At 63.9% G+C, this 14,399-nt stretch carries 20 protein-coding genes and 4 tRNA genes; 11 read left to right on the top strand and 13 right to left on the bottom strand.

The window, feature by feature from the left end; translation table 11 throughout:
• Nucleotides 1–15: 15 nt before the first annotated feature.
• The gene (locus ACIUM1_RS05130) at nt 16–276 is read right to left on the bottom strand and encodes a hypothetical protein (protein WP_406816182.1); all 261 of its coding nucleotides are present in this window, start codon (nt 274–276) and stop codon (nt 16–18) included.
• 66 nt (nt 277–342) lie between these two features.
• Between ACIUM1_RS05130 and ACIUM1_RS05125 the strand changes: the two genes are divergently transcribed.
• The gene (locus tag ACIUM1_RS05125; RefSeq protein ID WP_406816181.1) at nt 343–1,536 is read left to right on the top strand and encodes a hypothetical protein; all 1,194 of its coding nucleotides are present in this window, start codon (nt 343–345) and stop codon (nt 1,534–1,536) included.
• A gap of 26 nt (nt 1,537–1,562) precedes the next feature.
• Here the strand turns inward: ACIUM1_RS05125 and ACIUM1_RS05120 are convergent, their stop codons facing one another.
• From ACIUM1_RS05120 to ACIUM1_RS05110, 3 genes are read right to left on the bottom strand one after another with little or no spacing between them, the layout of a single operon-like run.
• On the bottom strand, nt 1,563–1,928 hold the full coding sequence (locus ACIUM1_RS05120; RefSeq protein WP_406816180.1) for a hypothetical protein: 366 nt from the start codon (nt 1,926–1,928) through the stop codon (nt 1,563–1,565).
• Nucleotides 1,928–2,122 (bottom strand): hypothetical protein, encoded by a 195-nt coding sequence (locus ACIUM1_RS05115; protein ID WP_406816179.1) that lies wholly within the window; start codon nt 2,120–2,122, stop codon nt 1,928–1,930. The genes ACIUM1_RS05120 and ACIUM1_RS05115 overlap by 1 nt, the downstream gene beginning before the upstream one ends.
• On the bottom strand, nt 2,119–2,334 hold the full coding sequence (locus ACIUM1_RS05110) for a hypothetical protein (protein ID WP_406816178.1): 216 nt from the start codon (nt 2,332–2,334) through the stop codon (nt 2,119–2,121). The genes ACIUM1_RS05115 and ACIUM1_RS05110 overlap by 4 nt, the downstream gene beginning before the upstream one ends.
• 486 nt (nt 2,335–2,820) lie before the next feature.
• On the opposite strand from ACIUM1_RS05110, the gene ACIUM1_RS05105 reads away from it, so the two are divergent.
• Nucleotides 2,821–3,153, top strand: a complete 333-nt coding sequence (locus ACIUM1_RS05105) for a hypothetical protein (RefSeq protein ID WP_406816177.1) — start codon at nt 2,821–2,823, stop codon at nt 3,151–3,153.
• A gap of 41 nt (nt 3,154–3,194) precedes the next feature.
• Here ACIUM1_RS05105 and ACIUM1_RS05100 read toward each other — a convergent pair whose 3' ends face one another.
• From ACIUM1_RS05100 to ACIUM1_RS05065, 8 genes are all read right to left on the bottom strand, one after another.
• Nucleotides 3,195–3,461 carry a hypothetical protein gene (locus tag ACIUM1_RS05100; protein WP_406816176.1) on the bottom strand — a complete coding sequence of 89 codons (267 nt, stop codon included), beginning with the start codon at nt 3,459–3,461 and terminating at the stop codon, nt 3,195–3,197.
• Between the two features lie 13 nt (nt 3,462–3,474).
• The gene (locus tag ACIUM1_RS05095) at nt 3,475–3,855 is read right to left on the bottom strand and encodes a hypothetical protein (protein ID WP_406816175.1); all 381 of its coding nucleotides are present in this window, start codon (nt 3,853–3,855) and stop codon (nt 3,475–3,477) included.
• 228 nt (nt 3,856–4,083) lie between these two features.
• A complete protein-coding gene (locus ACIUM1_RS05090; RefSeq protein WP_406816174.1) occupies nt 4,084–4,500 on the bottom strand; it encodes a helix-turn-helix domain-containing protein in 417 nt (138 codons plus the stop codon).
• Between the two features lie 308 nt (nt 4,501–4,808).
• Entirely contained in the window at nt 4,809–5,033 is a 225-nt protein-coding gene (locus ACIUM1_RS05085; RefSeq protein WP_406816173.1) for a hypothetical protein, read from the bottom strand.
• Nucleotides 5,024–5,437, bottom strand: a complete 414-nt coding sequence (locus tag ACIUM1_RS05080; RefSeq protein WP_406816172.1) for a hypothetical protein — start codon at nt 5,435–5,437, stop codon at nt 5,024–5,026. The genes ACIUM1_RS05085 and ACIUM1_RS05080 overlap by 10 nt, the downstream gene beginning before the upstream one ends.
• Nucleotides 5,438–5,551: 114 nt before the next feature.
• A tRNA-Val gene (locus ACIUM1_RS05075) sits at nt 5,552–5,626 on the bottom strand.
• Nucleotides 5,627–5,641: 15 nt separating this feature from the next.
• A tRNA-Cys gene (locus ACIUM1_RS05070) sits at nt 5,642–5,715 on the bottom strand.
• Nucleotides 5,716–5,743: 28 nt separating this feature from the next.
• Nucleotides 5,744–5,816, bottom strand: a tRNA-Gly gene (locus ACIUM1_RS05065).
• Nucleotides 5,817–5,997: 181 nt separating this feature from the next.
• Between ACIUM1_RS05065 and ACIUM1_RS05060 the strand changes: the two genes are divergently transcribed.
• From ACIUM1_RS05060 to ACIUM1_RS05035, 6 genes are all read left to right on the top strand, one after another.
• A tRNA-Val gene (locus tag ACIUM1_RS05060) sits at nt 5,998–6,069 on the top strand.
• A 478-nt stretch (nt 6,070–6,547) separates the two neighbouring features.
• Nucleotides 6,548–7,393, top strand: coding sequence for a hypothetical protein (locus ACIUM1_RS05055; RefSeq protein WP_406816171.1), 846 nt, complete (start codon nt 6,548–6,550; stop codon nt 7,391–7,393).
• A 21-nt stretch (nt 7,394–7,414) separates the two neighbouring features.
• Nucleotides 7,415–7,561, top strand: a complete 147-nt coding sequence (locus ACIUM1_RS05050; protein ID WP_406816170.1) for a hypothetical protein — start codon at nt 7,415–7,417, stop codon at nt 7,559–7,561.
• 676 nt (nt 7,562–8,237) lie between these two features.
• Entirely contained in the window at nt 8,238–8,699 is a 462-nt protein-coding gene (locus tag ACIUM1_RS05045; RefSeq protein WP_406816169.1) for a hypothetical protein, read from the top strand.
• A 3-nt stretch (nt 8,700–8,702) separates the two neighbouring features.
• On the top strand, nt 8,703–8,996 hold the full coding sequence (locus tag ACIUM1_RS05040; RefSeq protein WP_406816168.1) for a hypothetical protein: 294 nt from the start codon (nt 8,703–8,705) through the stop codon (nt 8,994–8,996).
• An 81-nt stretch (nt 8,997–9,077) separates the two neighbouring features.
• Entirely contained in the window at nt 9,078–9,908 is an 831-nt protein-coding gene (locus ACIUM1_RS05035) for an enoyl-CoA hydratase/isomerase family protein (RefSeq protein WP_406816167.1), read from the top strand.
• A gap of 85 nt (nt 9,909–9,993) precedes the next feature.
• Here ACIUM1_RS05035 and ACIUM1_RS05030 read toward each other — a convergent pair whose 3' ends face one another.
• Nucleotides 9,994–11,553 carry a long-chain-fatty-acid--CoA ligase gene (locus ACIUM1_RS05030; RefSeq protein WP_406816166.1) on the bottom strand — a complete coding sequence of 520 codons (1,560 nt, stop codon included), beginning with the start codon at nt 11,551–11,553 and terminating at the stop codon, nt 9,994–9,996.
• Nucleotides 11,554–11,794: 241 nt separating this feature from the next.
• Between ACIUM1_RS05030 and ACIUM1_RS05025 the strand changes: the two genes are divergently transcribed.
• From ACIUM1_RS05025 to ACIUM1_RS05015, 3 genes are all read left to right on the top strand, one after another.
• Nucleotides 11,795–12,586, top strand: a complete 792-nt coding sequence (locus ACIUM1_RS05025; RefSeq protein ID WP_406816165.1) for an SDR family NAD(P)-dependent oxidoreductase — start codon at nt 11,795–11,797, stop codon at nt 12,584–12,586.
• 18 nt (nt 12,587–12,604) lie between these two features.
• A complete protein-coding gene (locus tag ACIUM1_RS05020) occupies nt 12,605–13,546 on the top strand; it encodes a catalase family peroxidase (RefSeq protein ID WP_406816164.1) in 942 nt (313 codons plus the stop codon).
• A 65-nt stretch (nt 13,547–13,611) separates the two neighbouring features.
• Nucleotides 13,612–14,397: a sulfite exporter TauE/SafE family protein gene (locus ACIUM1_RS05015; RefSeq protein WP_406816163.1), complete on the top strand. Its 786-nt coding sequence runs from the start codon at nt 13,612–13,614 to the stop codon at nt 14,395–14,397.
• Nucleotides 14,398–14,399 lie beyond the last annotated feature (2 nt).

Raw genomic sequence — 14,399 nt, 5'->3', positions numbered from 1 at the left:
CTGCGATAGAGGGGTCTACGGTTCGTACCTGGCGTCAGGGACTCCGTTGCGGTAGAGGATCTCCTGTTCAAACCTGACGTCGGTGACACCGTTTGGCGTCTTCGCCAAGGCGTCGATGATCTTCTGCTTAAGTTTGTTCGGGATGTCGAAGGACGACTTAATTATCACGGGCTTGCCATCGCCGACCTCGTAGCTCATCACGTTGCCGCCGATTGGGATTACATAGTCGCGCAGAGCCGTCGTAACAACCTCGTGAACGTAGTCTCGGCTTACCATGCCCCCAAGCTAGCCCCGGCCGCAGTTCGAGGTGGTCGCTCGGCGCAACAGTGCATGGAGGTTTTGGTGTCAGGCAGGGTTTACCTTCTCGGTGCGGGTTTCAGCATGGCGATTAGCTCGGACGCACCCGTCGAGTCCAAGATGCCGGACATGCGTGGATTGTCTGAGGCAGTTATAGCCAAATTCAGGCACGAAGTGCCGCTGGTTCGTCACGCCGGTTCCGTTGACACATCCAGCATGGTTTCTGAAGGCTATCGCCAAGCCGCAGAGTTTCTTATACGGGAGGGCAAGTTCAAAGACTTAAGCGATGCCATGCGAGATTGGGCTATTCTTCATTTGATTCCCGGTTTCGCTACGCCGCTCGTTAACAACTTCGAGCAGTGGCTAAGTTTTTTGATCGAATCGCCGCCGTGGCTACCGCTAGCCGAACAGGCTCGGAACCGGTCTGCTTTCCTCTATATCGCTGACGCCATCGCCACGACCTTGCGCCGGCGTCAACAAATGACAGTTGAGTCACACAAGGGCAACTGCCCCGTTTGGTTGTCGCATCTAGTCGACCTGTGGGAGCGGCATTCCGCGAAGGTGATCACCTTCAACTACGACCAGCTAGTCGAATTGGCGTGGCTCTCCGCCCGTAATATCCAGAACCGCGCACGGTCCGTGGATCTATACCCGGCTCCATTGACACCGCTCATAGCGAGGACCGGCGCGATCCCTCCCGCGCCCGCCGTTTCAGGTGGCTTTGAACTCCTTAAGCTGCATGGCTCAATTGGATGGTGGTACTCAGGTCCGGACGGGCCTCCGGGCGACGTCGTATATGACCAGGGAATAAAGGGGTTCGCTTGGAGTCGAGAAGGACTCGAGCCAGACCAGGAAACGACGACTAGGTTAGCGGCCGATCGTGTACCGATGATCGTCCCGCCGGCGGCGGTGAAAAGTCCGTACTACAACAACAGCATCTTGCGTGCACTGTGGAAGTCTGCCGCAGACGCACTCAATTCCGCAGACGAGGTTGTTCTGATGGGCTTCAGCTTGCCGCAGACTGACATGCTCGTCAGTTCGATGCTGTGCACCAACGTTCCTCGGCACTGCAAGATCACTCCGGTGAACCCTTACCCCGACATCATCGACAGAATTTGCGCGACATTCGGAATCGAGCCCGATGATGAGCGCTTGAACAAGGATTATCTAGGTACGGACGATCAGCCTATGTGGGATGCGATTCCCAAATGGATCGACGATTGGTACGTCCGATGGTAACGACCCGCCGGTGACGAAGGGTTGCGTTATTCAGGCGACAGCACACCGAACCGTCGCAGCACTTCGCCGACGGCTTCAGTCACCACGCGCGCCAGCTCCGGATCATTAGGCAGCGGCACCACAAGCTGTAACCCCGAAGCGTCCGCCATCGGCAACACCACCTCCCGATCCCGTGCCCGCCGCGCCGCAACCCTTTCACGTGTGTGCCTCAGGTTGGCCTCCAGCGCGTCGGCACGCGCGCGCCTGGCCGCAGCCTCACGCACCGAACGACGCTGCGCCAGCGCTGCTTTGCGATCCTGCTGCCACTGCGACGAGTAGCGGTCCAGCCGTTCAGCCGGCACCGGCCCCGACCGCAAATCACTGAAGGTGAAACCGTCGTCGTCCACGGTCATCACCGGCCGTCCAGCGCAGCCCGCAACGCGGCCGCACGCGTCGCGAACCGACCCAACGACGACACCCGGCCCTGACCAGCCGTGAACAACTCGAACACCGAGCCATCAGCCTGCGGGAACACCAACACCGTGTACACCGCGCCACGTAACTCGCGCCGCCACACCGCGCGACCCGTGACCTTCTCGGTAATCACGACGCCACAGGCCTAACAACCGCGACATGCCAGCCGAAATGACCACACGTCCAATCAAGACCACGGCAACCGCACGTCAGAAAATCGCTCTCGGCCTCGAACCGCGCCACGTCGAACCCAGCGCCATCCACGTAATTGCACCAACCGGCCCACCATTCGCGGTCGGCCGCGCCAATCCCGTCGATGTCCAGATCCGTAACAGCGTCAACCATCTTGCTTCTCCAATCTCGTGGGATGTCCGGCAAGAGCAACAGCGAACCGATAACGCGTCGGCCGGTACCAGAATTTTATGCCGCTGACCAGGCGTAGGCAACGCGAAACGCTAACTCGCACAAGCCAATTCGAGAGTCTGCCCTCTCAAGTCGCTGGTCAGGGGCTCGCGGGACGGTCCTGTCGAAGTATTTCCCCCCGCAACACGTACTGGTGTTTTGGGGCCATTCCGCGACGTATTGGGTTGACGGCAAATCGGGCTTGTCCGAATCGCGCTGCATGGCACCGATGTGCAGCGCGCTGCCTGATTACGAATGCTGGTGTAGCGCATAGTGATTCACTCGTAGCAAACACGGTGGGTGTCTAGTCGGACGGTTGTACTACAGGTCGGTATTGGTAAATGGCGGAATGGATTCCAAAACGGGCGATACCCGGTTTGATCAGCGGAAACGTGTTTTTGACGGGCGGCAATGGTAATAATCCGGAGTATGGCTGATGGTGAATCGCAGGATATCGCCGCTCTGCGGGCGGAAGTGCAGAAACTAGTGGAGAGGTACCACGAGTACATCGTGGCGCGGGACGAGGGTCGGGCGGTGGAGGCGCTCAACGCTGCGGGGGCTGCTGCCAGGGATTTGCTTGTGGCGCGGGTCGAGTCGGACGAGGCTCCGAACAAGATGACTGACAACGATCATGCGGTGTGGAACCTAGTCACGAGCGCGTCGATTGAGTACTCCCACGGGAACCAGCAACTTGGGGACTGGTTCACCGAAAGCGCCCGGCGCCGTGCCTTGCAGCCCTACCTTGATCCTCCCGGCGTTTGAGGCAGCCGGGCGGCTGGCGAACCCGAGCCTCAAGCGCCGATTCAGGTCGGCGGTGGAGGGATGGCAATCTCGATTTGATCGGTGTCGTTGAACATCATCTCGGGCGTCTCGTCGTGGAATTTAATCGTTATGGCCGTGATGAATGACTGGCTGGTGTCTGTCCTGAAGCCTTGGTCGCTGATGGTTTTGACGAGGTGCCATGTGTTGGGGTCGTCGGAGTCGCCTTCTATGCGTAGCCGTATTGGGACGCCGTCCAGTTGGGGGATGACGAGGTATTGAGCGGTTGTGCGAAAGGTGTGCAGCGCCATGGGGAGGGGCCGTTTAGCTGCGTTTGCGTCGGATGACGTTGCCCATGACTGCGTTCGCTCCGGGGTCGTTGACGATGGTTTCGGTGTAGCGGTGGAAGGTCCATTTGCCCGGTTCGTGTTGTTCGATCTTCCAACTGCCGAGGCCGGTGCCTTCTCCGGTGACGCGGTCGATCGTGACCCATTGGTCTGTGGGGAGATCAAAGAGGTAGTCACCCTCGGTGATCTGCTCACGAGAGACCATTTCCTGGTCTGATTCGGGGACATCGCTGAGGTGTGTGGGGGGTTGGGCTGCCATGGTCTGTGAGTATGCCCCTATCCAGTCGCTGCTGATGATGGGCAAGGAGGACTGGTGACAGTTCGGGCTGTCGTAGCGTGGATTGATGGAGACGAGCACGGTCGACATGTATGCGCCGGACGGCGACCATAACCACCCTGTGTTTCTCGCTGAACTCAAGGCGAAAGATCCGGGCTTCGTGGCTGTCAAGGGTGTCCAGTTGATAGGTGACGGTGGCCGCCGAGCGCGTGACGGGTGGGTGTTCAGCCGGATCACGTACACGCGGCATGACGTAGCGGGGTGATTGTGCTGGTCAGTCGGGTGAGCGACATCGTGTAACTCGCCCGGTCAGAGTTCGAGTTTGCGGATGATGCGGTGTGCTGTGCCTCGTGAGCAGCCGAGCACGGCGGCGATGTCCCGGACGGATTGGCCGGCCTGACGGAGTTCGCGTACCTGTTGCTCGGTCTGGTCGTTGTTGAAGCGGTCCCACGTGGGCCGGGTGCGGCCGTCTGCGCCGATCGTGCGTGATGCGGCTTCGAGTTGGGCGGCCCGGCTGAGGAGTTCGGCGGCTTGGGCGCGGAGTTGGGCGGGGTCCATGGTGTCCAACTCTGCGGCGGGTTGGCCGGGCGGGCTGTCCATGGTGTCCAAGTTGACGGGTGGGGGTTCTGGCTCCGGGACGGAGCCGAGCTGGACACGGACGTTCCCGCCGCCCACCTTTTTGGTGGTGGTCTTGAGTCGAAGCTGCTGCTTACCCGGCTTGTCCATGGTGTCCAACTATACCGGCATGTTGGACACATTGGACACAGATAGTTACGGGGCTGGTGACCGAGGGGGAATTTGGGTCACCAGCCCCGACCAGACCGAGCCGCGCCCCGCCATGCCTCGCCTGACCGTGCCGTAACAGGTTGATGGTCACACGGGCCGGGTATGGCTGCAATCCGGGTTTGTTAGTGGTTGTCTTCGCGGTCGCGTTCTAGCTGTTTTACGCGCCGGGTCAGGCCGATGACCTGCAAAAACAGGACGACGATGACGGCGGGGTAGATGGACTATCAGCAGGCTGTTTTGGAATTCGGTCATTGGTCGCACCGGCCTTCGATGATGTCCCAGTTGGTTCGTTGTTGGGCTTGCCATGGGGTGATCCGGTGATCGTTGCGGGTCAGGTCGCCGGGGATATCGCCTTGCGGCGTGCCCAGATTCCAAGCGGTGCAGATCTCGGTGTCAGTGTCGTCGGCGCGGGCGGTCGCGGGGCTGGTCAGCGCGAGCATGACGAGCAGAGCGACGGTGATTTTCACCAGCATGGGTTGTAGCCCAGGCCGTCGGTGGTGCAGGCGGGCATGCATCCTGATGTGAGGGGGACGGTGCTGGCGATCATCAGGGCGGCGATGATTCTGGTGATACGTGTCATGGCCTTAGTCTCTCGTCTCATATCGCCGCGCACAGCCGGTCGATGACTTTGCGGCTGGCGACGCCCCAGACGTCTTGACCTCGGGCCGTGGATCTCAAGCCGGCTGGTCTCGGCTGTCGGACCGGAGAGGACGGATATGCGCAGCCGAACGGGGTTGAGGCCGTAGCGGGCCTTGAGTAGTAGGTAGTGGGAGTTCTCGTGTGCTTCCTCGACCTTGCCCAGTTCCTCGGCGGCTGTCTTGAGCCGGTCCCAGGCCATTTCGGGCGGCAACTGTAACTCGACGGTGGTTTTTTTCATGCGCGTGAACTCCTTTGCGGTAGTGGACCATTCGGCAGCGTCGCGCGGGAGTTCACGGGGAGTTCACGATTTGGGGGCGAGGCCTCAAAAACATGGCCTGAGCTGCATTGGAGCTGGTGCGCGATACTGGGATTGAACCAGTGACCTCTTCCGTGTCAGGGAAGCGCTCTCCCGCTGAGCTAATCGCGCCGGGAAACCAAAAGCTGGAGGTGGAGACGGGAATCGAACCCGTGTGCACGGCTTTGCAGGCCGTTGCCTCACCACTCGGCCACTCCACCGTTGGGGTCCACGCCACTTGCACCTTCGAGCGGATGACGGGATTCGAACCCGCGACCCTCACCTTGGCAAGGTGATGCGCTACCAACTGCGCTACATCCGCACGCCTCGGACGAGATCGTCGCCCGGTGCGAAGCACGACGATAGTCCACGTGAGCGGGCACATACAAATTTCTTGGTACGAGCCGTGTCCAGGCTAGCGCGACGACCTACTACCGGAGGCGGCCGGTATTGTCGGGGGCTGGCGCGTGCTAATCTTCGACGTCGTTCGCCGTCTCGGCGCCGGTCCCGTGGCTCAGTGGGAGAGCGTCCGCTTCACACGCGGAAGGTCGCTGGTTCGATCCCAGCCGGGACCACAAGAATCTGCCCAGCTCAGAGCACGTTTCCGGCTCGATCTGAGCCACCGTGCCAGATACATGGTCAGATCATCGCAGCAAACCTCGAACCGGGTATCGGCGTGTTGAGTAGGTCGATCACCTTATTAGCACTAGTGTTCGAAACGGCTGCGCACCCTCGCGTAGCTGTGCAGCGCGCTAGAAGCTATGGAGATGATAGGTATGTCCGACTTGGGCGACGACATAGAGAGATATGTCAGCGACCATTTTCCGAAGGGCGTCAGCGTCCCGACCGGCGTCAGCGAAAATGAAGCGATTCGCTCGGTCCAAGATCAGTTCCGTAAGGTTGGCTTCGGGTGCCCCGAAGAGACGGCCCGAGGACTTGTGCACGAAGCATGGCGTCGGGCCGGGTAGTTCCTAACTCGATCCTCGTGCGAGCGGCTGCCTTCGATCCGCGTCGGTGCGCGGCGGAAACTTTGGAAGCCACGAGGCGTAGTTAATGTTTGAAGCGTTCGTGCTGAAGGTTTTGATCTCGTCACCGGGGGACACCGAAGACGAGGTTGCGGCAGTAGTCGAAAGCCTCCATGGCTGGAACGGTTCGCGGGCCGAAGCCGCTCATGTGGTCTTGTTGCCGCGTCACTGGAAGTTCGATGCGGTGCCCCGCCTAGGGGGCGGCAGCGGGCAGGGTGTGATTAACGAGCAGTTGGTAGACGATGCCGACATCGTGATCGCATTGTTCGACAGTCGTCTCGGGCAGGCCACCGCGGACGCGGTTTCGGGCACTGCTGAAGAGATTCAGCGGGCGGTCGACGCTGGAAAGCATGTGCACGCGTGGTTTTCCAACGAGCCGATAGACCGTCACGCCGACCTTGATCAGATTGTCGCGCTGAGGAAATTCCGATCCCATCTGGAAGCTCAGGGGCTACTCGGGGAGTACGACAACCTGCCCGATCTGGCGTTCAAGGTGCGCAACGCCATTGAGGATGACGTGGCCCAGATGGGTTTGGGTTCGCCGGATGTGCGACGACACGAAGCCGAACATGCAGCACCCCGAGCGCGGCGCGACGGTGACCGCCTGGTCATTGAGAACAAGAGCAGCACCGTTACTGCGGAACAATTCCGGTTCATTTTCGAGGGCGTCGGGCCTTCCGGCGTTGGTTCTGGCAGTGAGCCAGTCCATCTAATGTACGACGGCGAACCGTTTGACTTGTTGCCAGATTCCGAAATGTCATGGGGCTTAGCGGTTTTCGGGCAGAGCCCACCACAATTGAAGCTAACAATGCGCTGGACGGAAGGTGGCGAGCCCCAAGAGATTAGTCAGATCATCAACATTGTGGGGCGTTGAAAGTGAAGAGGAGGAATGGTTATGGCTTTGATCGATGAAGTTCTCAAGACTATCCAAGGGGTCGAGGACAATCCGCACGCTCCGCACACAACCGAACAGGCGTTACAGATCGCGCAGATTAAGGCGCTGATCATCATTGCCCAGGCGATCGAACAGTCCAACCAATAAGAGCTGCTACGGGCGGCTGGAATCAGGCCGCAGTGATCGTGTCGTCGGCGTGCACCACAACCTCGCGGACACCGCCAAGCCATGGAACCATTGCGCCACTGCGTCAAAGCGACAGCCACGCAGCTTCCCCGCCGGGATCACCAGCGGCTTACCGGCGAGAAGATCAGCCAGCATGCCGGCCGGCGGCTGAGATCCGGCTTCGGCACACGCGGCGTCCCACTGCGCCGGGCGTGCGGCCGGGCGCATAGCTTCGCAAGCTGGCGGGGCCGGTGCGCTCTTAGCCAAGGCTTTAAGTCGCGTGTCGACCAGCCGCGTCTTATCGTTGGTCATGAAACTCGGCAGGGGACTGTTGACCACGGCTCTTGCCGCAGCTGCGATTGGGGTCGGCATCGCTTCGGCACCGCCGGCTTCTGCGGGGTGCTTGGCGGTCGACCAGGAAAATACCTATTGCGATGACCCGGTAGCACCAGACGGGACCTGGCACCGATGCCATCGACTGTCCCTAATCGTGTACCAGGGCGGCTGGGTGTGGAAGCGGATGCCGCCGACCAACACCTGTTACCAGGTTGATCCGTCGCAGCCGTGGGCGCCGACCCCGGCCGGACAGCCACAGTTCCACATTGACAATTAGGGCTCGTCAGTTTGGCCCTTGCCCGATCGCGCCCGCTAAGCCACGATGAACTGCATGGGTAAGGTTACCCTAACTACCGAGCTGCCGATCCCGGCGCAGACGGCGTCCGCGCTGGCGCGCAAGCCGGAGATGATGCGCCACGTCCTCAGCCCGGTACTGCGGGTCTACCGGCTCGATGTCCCCGAACGGATCGAGGTCGGCACCCAGGGGTCGGCCCGGTTCTGGTGGTTCGGCGTGATCCCGGCCTGGACGCACCACCTGACCATCAAGCGGCTCGAGCCCACCGAGATCTACACCAACGAGCACGGCGGACCCGTGCGCACCTGGAATCACCGCTTGACGTTCGAACCCATCGACGAGCGCAGCTGCCGCTACACCGACGAAATCGAGACGGACGGCGGCGTGCATGGGATGCTGACCCGTGCCTTCGTCCGGGTCATGTTTCGCCACCGGCACCGGCGCTGGCGCAAACTCGCCCGAATCCTGCAACCACCCGAGAGGACATGAACCATGGTCGGCAATCAAGAGGGCGTCGGCATGCTGAAACTCGAATGCCCGCAACGCCATCCCGTCGGCAGGATTCTCAAAGACGCTCCACATCAGTCGGTGCAGTTCGACCCTGGGGCTCAGGTCGCGCCGCGCCGGTTCTGGCCGGACGAGGAAGAACAGCCGAACTTCAAGACGCACTGCAGGTTCTGCGAAAAGCCGGTGGCGGACGCCACTTCGGCCCTGCAAACCAAGCTCGCCTCGGTGGTGGCCGATGCGTCTGCGACCGCCGAGACGGTCACGCTGCCTTACGTGTAGGCGCCCGACTTCGCCGCTACGGTAAGAGCCACAGTAGCGGCGCGACGCATCCGCGGCGACGCCCCACCTGAGAGGAGTCCCGTGGCGCAGACAACGCAGAGCAGCCCCCGTCCACCCGAAGGCGATTGGCTGGGCACACCGTACCTGCGCTTCGAGCGCCAGGGACCGATCGCGGTGTGCACCATCGACCGGCCCGAGGCGCGCAACGCCCTGAGCCCGGCGATGTACTTCGGCATCCGTTGCGCGGTGGGACGTCTCAACGAGGACCCGGATCTGGCCGGGCTGGTGCTCACCGGGACGGGCGACGTCTTCGCCCCCGGTGGGGACATGGGCGGCGGGGGTGGCGAGGACAACTGGATCACCTTCGGGTCCGCGCTGGGCATGGACGTCACGCCGTTCGGCGCGGTCCGCACGTCGGCCAAGCCCATCGTGTCCGCCGTCAACGGGCTGTGCCAGGGCGGCGGATTCCAGATCGCGCTGTGCAGCGACCTGTCGGTGGTGAGCGATCGGGCGACCTTCCGGGTGCCCGAGCTGTTCCGCGGCTACGCCGACACCTACTACAGCCAGATGCTCACCCGGGTCATCGGCCCGGTGCGCACCCGCGATCTCATGTTCACCGGACGGGTGCTCACCGCGGTCGAAGCCCTCGACTGGGGTCTGGTCACCCGGGTGGTGCCGCACGAGGGCCTGCTGGACGCGGCGAAAGACATTCTCGCGCAATGCTGTCGAACCGCCCCGCGTGCCCGCGGCGTCATCAAGTCCAGCATCGACAGCTACCTGGGTCTCTATGACCGCATCGGCATGACCGCCAGCCTGTCCGACGCCGAGGCCGTCGAAGGGTTCCGTTCGTTCAAGGAGCGCCGCTCACCCGACTGGGTGCACCCCGAGCTGCGCGTCGAGGGACGCCTGTAGCACGTTCAGGCGATGTCGACCACCGTCGTCGGGCCGCCCAGCACGCTGATCGCCGCGTCGCGCCGCGCGGCATCCACCCGAGCGCTCATATGCCACGCGCCCGATCCCGCCAAAACGGCTCGCGCAACTGGGCTTTCAGTATCTTTCCGCTCGCGTTGCGGGGGAGTTCTGGCACGAAGTCAACGGTCCTTGGACATTTGAAGCCGGCCAGATGCTGTCGGCAGAACTCGATGATGTCTTTCGCGTCGACGTCGCCGTCGGCCACCACGATCGCCTTGACCGATTCGCCCCAGAAGTCGTCGGGCACCCCGATCACCGCGGCATCTTCGACGGCGGGATGCTCGATGAGCACGCTTTCCACCTCGGGGCCATACACGTTCTCGCCGCCGGTGATGATCATGTCCTTGATGCGGTCTTCGATGTAGACGTAGCCGTCGGCGTCCAGCCGGCCGATGTCACCGGTGCGCACCCAATCGTCGGCGGTGATGGTTTCGGCCGTCGCGTCCGGGCGGTTGAGGTAGCCGGTCATGTTCTGGTTGCTGCGCACCCACACCTCGCCGGACTCGCCGGGGGGCAACGGATTTCCGCTCTCGGGATCGACGATGCGAATCTCGCAGCCCAGCACCGCCTTTCCGGCCGCCAGTTGCAATTCGGGCCGCGCGGTATCGCGATGATCCTCGTCGGACAGCGCGGTGACGGCGCCGCACAATTCCGTCTGCCCATACACCTGCACGAATTTCGTGTCGGGCCACGTGGACAGCGCCCGATGCAGCAACGGCAACGGCATCGGCGCTGCGCCGTACACGATGTAGCGCAAGCCGGCGATGGCCGCGGTCGCCGCCTCGCCCGCGTCCAGGAACCGGGCGATCACCGGCGGGACGAAGAACGCGTGGGTGGCGCCGGCGCGCACCGCGCCGATCAGCGCCGCGGCATCGGGCTCACGGGTCATGAAAGTCGGTGCCCCGGAACGGATTCCGAACAGCGCGTAGCCGATGCCGCCGACATGAAACAAAGGCATGGCGACCAAGTTCGCGTCACCCTCGGCGAAGGGAAACGCCGGAGCCAGATTCGACGCGTGATTGACCAGTGCGCGCTGGCTGAGCAGCACCCCCTTGGGGCGCCCGGTGGTTCCGGAGCTGTAGATCACCAGCGCGGTCTCGTTCCCGTCGACGTTCGGGTCGGGCTGCGCGGGCGCCGCCGCGGCGAGCAGCGATTCGTACTCGTCGCCGATCTCGACGATGCGCTGCACGCCCGATGCCCGCTCGGCGGCCGCCTCGGCCGTCGAGCGCAACTCGGCCCCGACCAGTAACACGCGGGCGCCGCTGTCGTCCAAGACGTGGACCAGCTCGTCGCCAATCACCCGCCAGTTGACGACGGTGGTGACGACGCCGATGGACGCGCCGGCGATGAGCACCTCGAGGCAGGCGGGGTGATTCTTGTCCAGGACGGCCACGCACTGGCCCGGCCCGAGACCGGCGCCCTGCAGCGCCCCCGCGGCGCGACGGATCCGCGAGTGCCACTGGGCCCAGGACCACTGGCGTTCGCCGAAGCGGATGGCGATCGCGTCGGGCCGCTGCTGTGCGTGTCGTTCCACGATGCCGGCGAGCGTCTGCGCCGTGCTGGTCGTCGTGTCGGCTGGTGGCATGAACCCCTCCGCGTTCGATGTGTTCCCGTTTGTAATACGCGGTCGCTTCCGTGCCCGCGACGCCGACCCTCTGCTGCGCAGGTCGCTGGCTCGACACAGCGCATCTGTCAAACCGCGAGGAGATTCTGTAAACCCCACGGCGCGAAGCGATTTGGCGACAAACCCGATCTTTGCGAACCGAATGCGCCGGCGTGTGTCACCATGACTGGGCCGGCTGACCGAACCAGACAAGGATCGCAAGATGGTGAATCCCGACCGCGCCCGTGCCCGCACCTTCGTCGTGACCGGCGCTGCGTCGGGGATCGGGCTGGCCACCGCGCGGCGGCTACTGGCCGAGGGCGGCACCGTGATCGGCGCCGACCTGGTCACCCCGCCCGACGACCTGGGTCCCCGGTTCACCTTCGTGTCGGCCGACGTGACCGACGAAGCCGCGATCGCCGCGGTGCTGGCCGCCGTGCCGGACCGCCTCGACGGCCTCTTCCACGCCGCCGGTGTCGCCGGGGGAGGCCCGGTGCACCTGCTCGATCGCGCCGAATGGGACCGGGTGATCGGCATCAACCTCACCGGCACCTTCCTGGTGGCCAAGGCGGCGCTGGCCAAGATGATCGAACAACCCCGGGCCGACGGCGAACGGGGCTCCATCGTGACCGTCGCCAGCGTCGAGGGCCTGGAAGGCACCGCGGGCGGCAGCTCGTACAATGCGGCCAAGGGCGGCGTCGTGCTGCTCACCAAGAACATCGCCCTCGACTATGGGCCCAGCGGCATCCGGGCCAACGTCATCTGCCCCGGCTTCATCGAAACGCCCATGGCGCACAACGTGTTCAGCATTCCCGGAATGGAGGGGCCGCTGGCCTCCATCACCAAGGAGCATGCACTGCAGCGGCTGGGGCAGCCCGAAGAGATCGCGGCCGTGGCCGCCTTCCTGCTGTCTACCGACGCCTCGTTCGTCAGCGGTCAGGCCCTCGCCGTCGACGGCGGCTACACCGCCGGCCGCGACCACGGTGTCGTCGAACTGTTCGGCTTTCCCCGGTGATCCGACTAAGATTCGTCCATGAGCGGTGGACTTACTCCTGACGAAGCGATCGATGCGATCCGGAGCGCCGGGGGAGCCCAGCCTGGCTGTCGCGCACTGCACGCCAAAGGCACCCTGTACCGCGGCACGTTCACCGCGACCCCCGACGCGCTGTTGCTCTCGCGCGCACCGCATCTCAATGGTTCGACCATCCCGGCGCTGATTCGCTTCTCGAACGGGTCGGGCAACCCCAAGCAACGCGACGGCGCGCCGGGGGTGCGCGGGATGGCGGTGAAGTTCACCCTGCCCGACGGTTCCACCACCGACGTCTCGACGCAGACGGCCCGCCTGTTCGTTTCGAGCACACCTGACGGCTTCATCGATCTGCTCAAGGCGATGCGGCCCGGCCTCACGACGCCGCTGCGCATGGCCAAACACCTGCTCACCCATCCGAAATTGCTCGGCGCGCTGCCCATCCTGCGTGAGGCGAGCCGGATCCCGGCCAGCTACGCCACCACCGAATACCACGGGCTGCATGCCTTCCGCTGGATCGCCGCCGACGACAGCGCCAGATTCGTTCGCTACCACCTGGTTCCGACCGCATCAGAGGAATACCTGTCGGGCTCGGACGCCCAGCACAAGGATCCGGACTTCCTCACCGACGAGCTGAAGGCCCGGCTGGACGGCGGGCCGGTGCGGTTCGACTTCCGGGTGCAGATCGCCGGGCCCACCGACTCGACGGTGGACCCGTCGGCGGCCTGGCAGAGCACCCAGATCGCCACCGTCGGCACCCTGACGATCACCGGTCTGGACACCGAGCGAGAGCACGGCGGCGACATCGTGGTGTTCGACCCGATGCGCGTGACCGACGGCATCGAACCCTCCGACGACCCGGTGCTGCACTTTCGGACGCTGGCGTATTCGGCCTCGGTCAAGCTGCGTACCGGGGTGGAACGCGGCGCCGAAGCTCCGCCGGCCTGATCGGTAGCACCGGGGGCGACAGCCGCCTCGCGCCGAAATCGGCGGCAGGCTAGGGTTTTTCTTCGGTGTCGCCATTCCAGATGTTCCTCATATGCCTGGCCGGCCTGGGTGCCGGCGCGATCAACGCGCTGGTCGGGTCCGGCACCCTGATCACCTTCCCCACCCTGGTCGCGCTGGGGTATCCGCCGGTGACGGCCACCATGTCGAACGCGACGGGTCTGGTCGCCGGCAGCGTGTCGGGCACCTGGGGCTATCGCGCCGAGCTGCGCGGTCAGGGGGACCGGCTGCGGTGGCAGCTCCCGGCCTCGCTGGCCGGCGCGGTGCTGGGCGCCTATCTGTTGCTGCACCTGCCGGAGAAGGTGTTCGCCGAGATCGTGCCGGCGCTGCTGGTGCTGGCACTGATCCTGGTGGTGATCGGACCACGGATTCAGGCGTGGACGGCCCGGCGCGCCGAAGAGGCGGGACGCTCGCCCGAGCACATCAGCCCGCGCCGGATGGTCATGCTGGTGTTCGGCACGTTCGCCGTCGGTGTCTACGGCGGCTACTTCACCGCCGCGCAAGGCATCCTGCTGGTCGGCCTGATGGGTGCCCTGTTACCGGAGTCGGTGCAGCGCATGAACGCGGCCAAGAACCTGCTCGCCCTGGTAGTGAATGTGGTTGCCGCCGTTGCCTATACGTCGGTGGCGTTCGACCGGATCAGCTGGCCGGCGGCCGGGCTGATCGCGGCCGGCTCACTGATCGGCGGACTGCTCGGCGCGCGTTATGGGCGCCGGTTGTCGGGCAACACGCTGCGCGCCATCATCGTGGTGGTGGGCCTGGTCGGCTTGTATCGCCTGCTCGCGGTGGCCTGACG

It is taken from the genome of Mycobacterium sp. M23085 (genome assembly GCF_045343915.1).
Classification (GTDB): domain Bacteria; phylum Actinomycetota; class Actinomycetes; order Mycobacteriales; family Mycobacteriaceae; genus Mycobacterium.
Note: the sequence above shows the minus strand (reverse complement) of the source record. Positions and strands in the feature narration are given on the sequence as shown.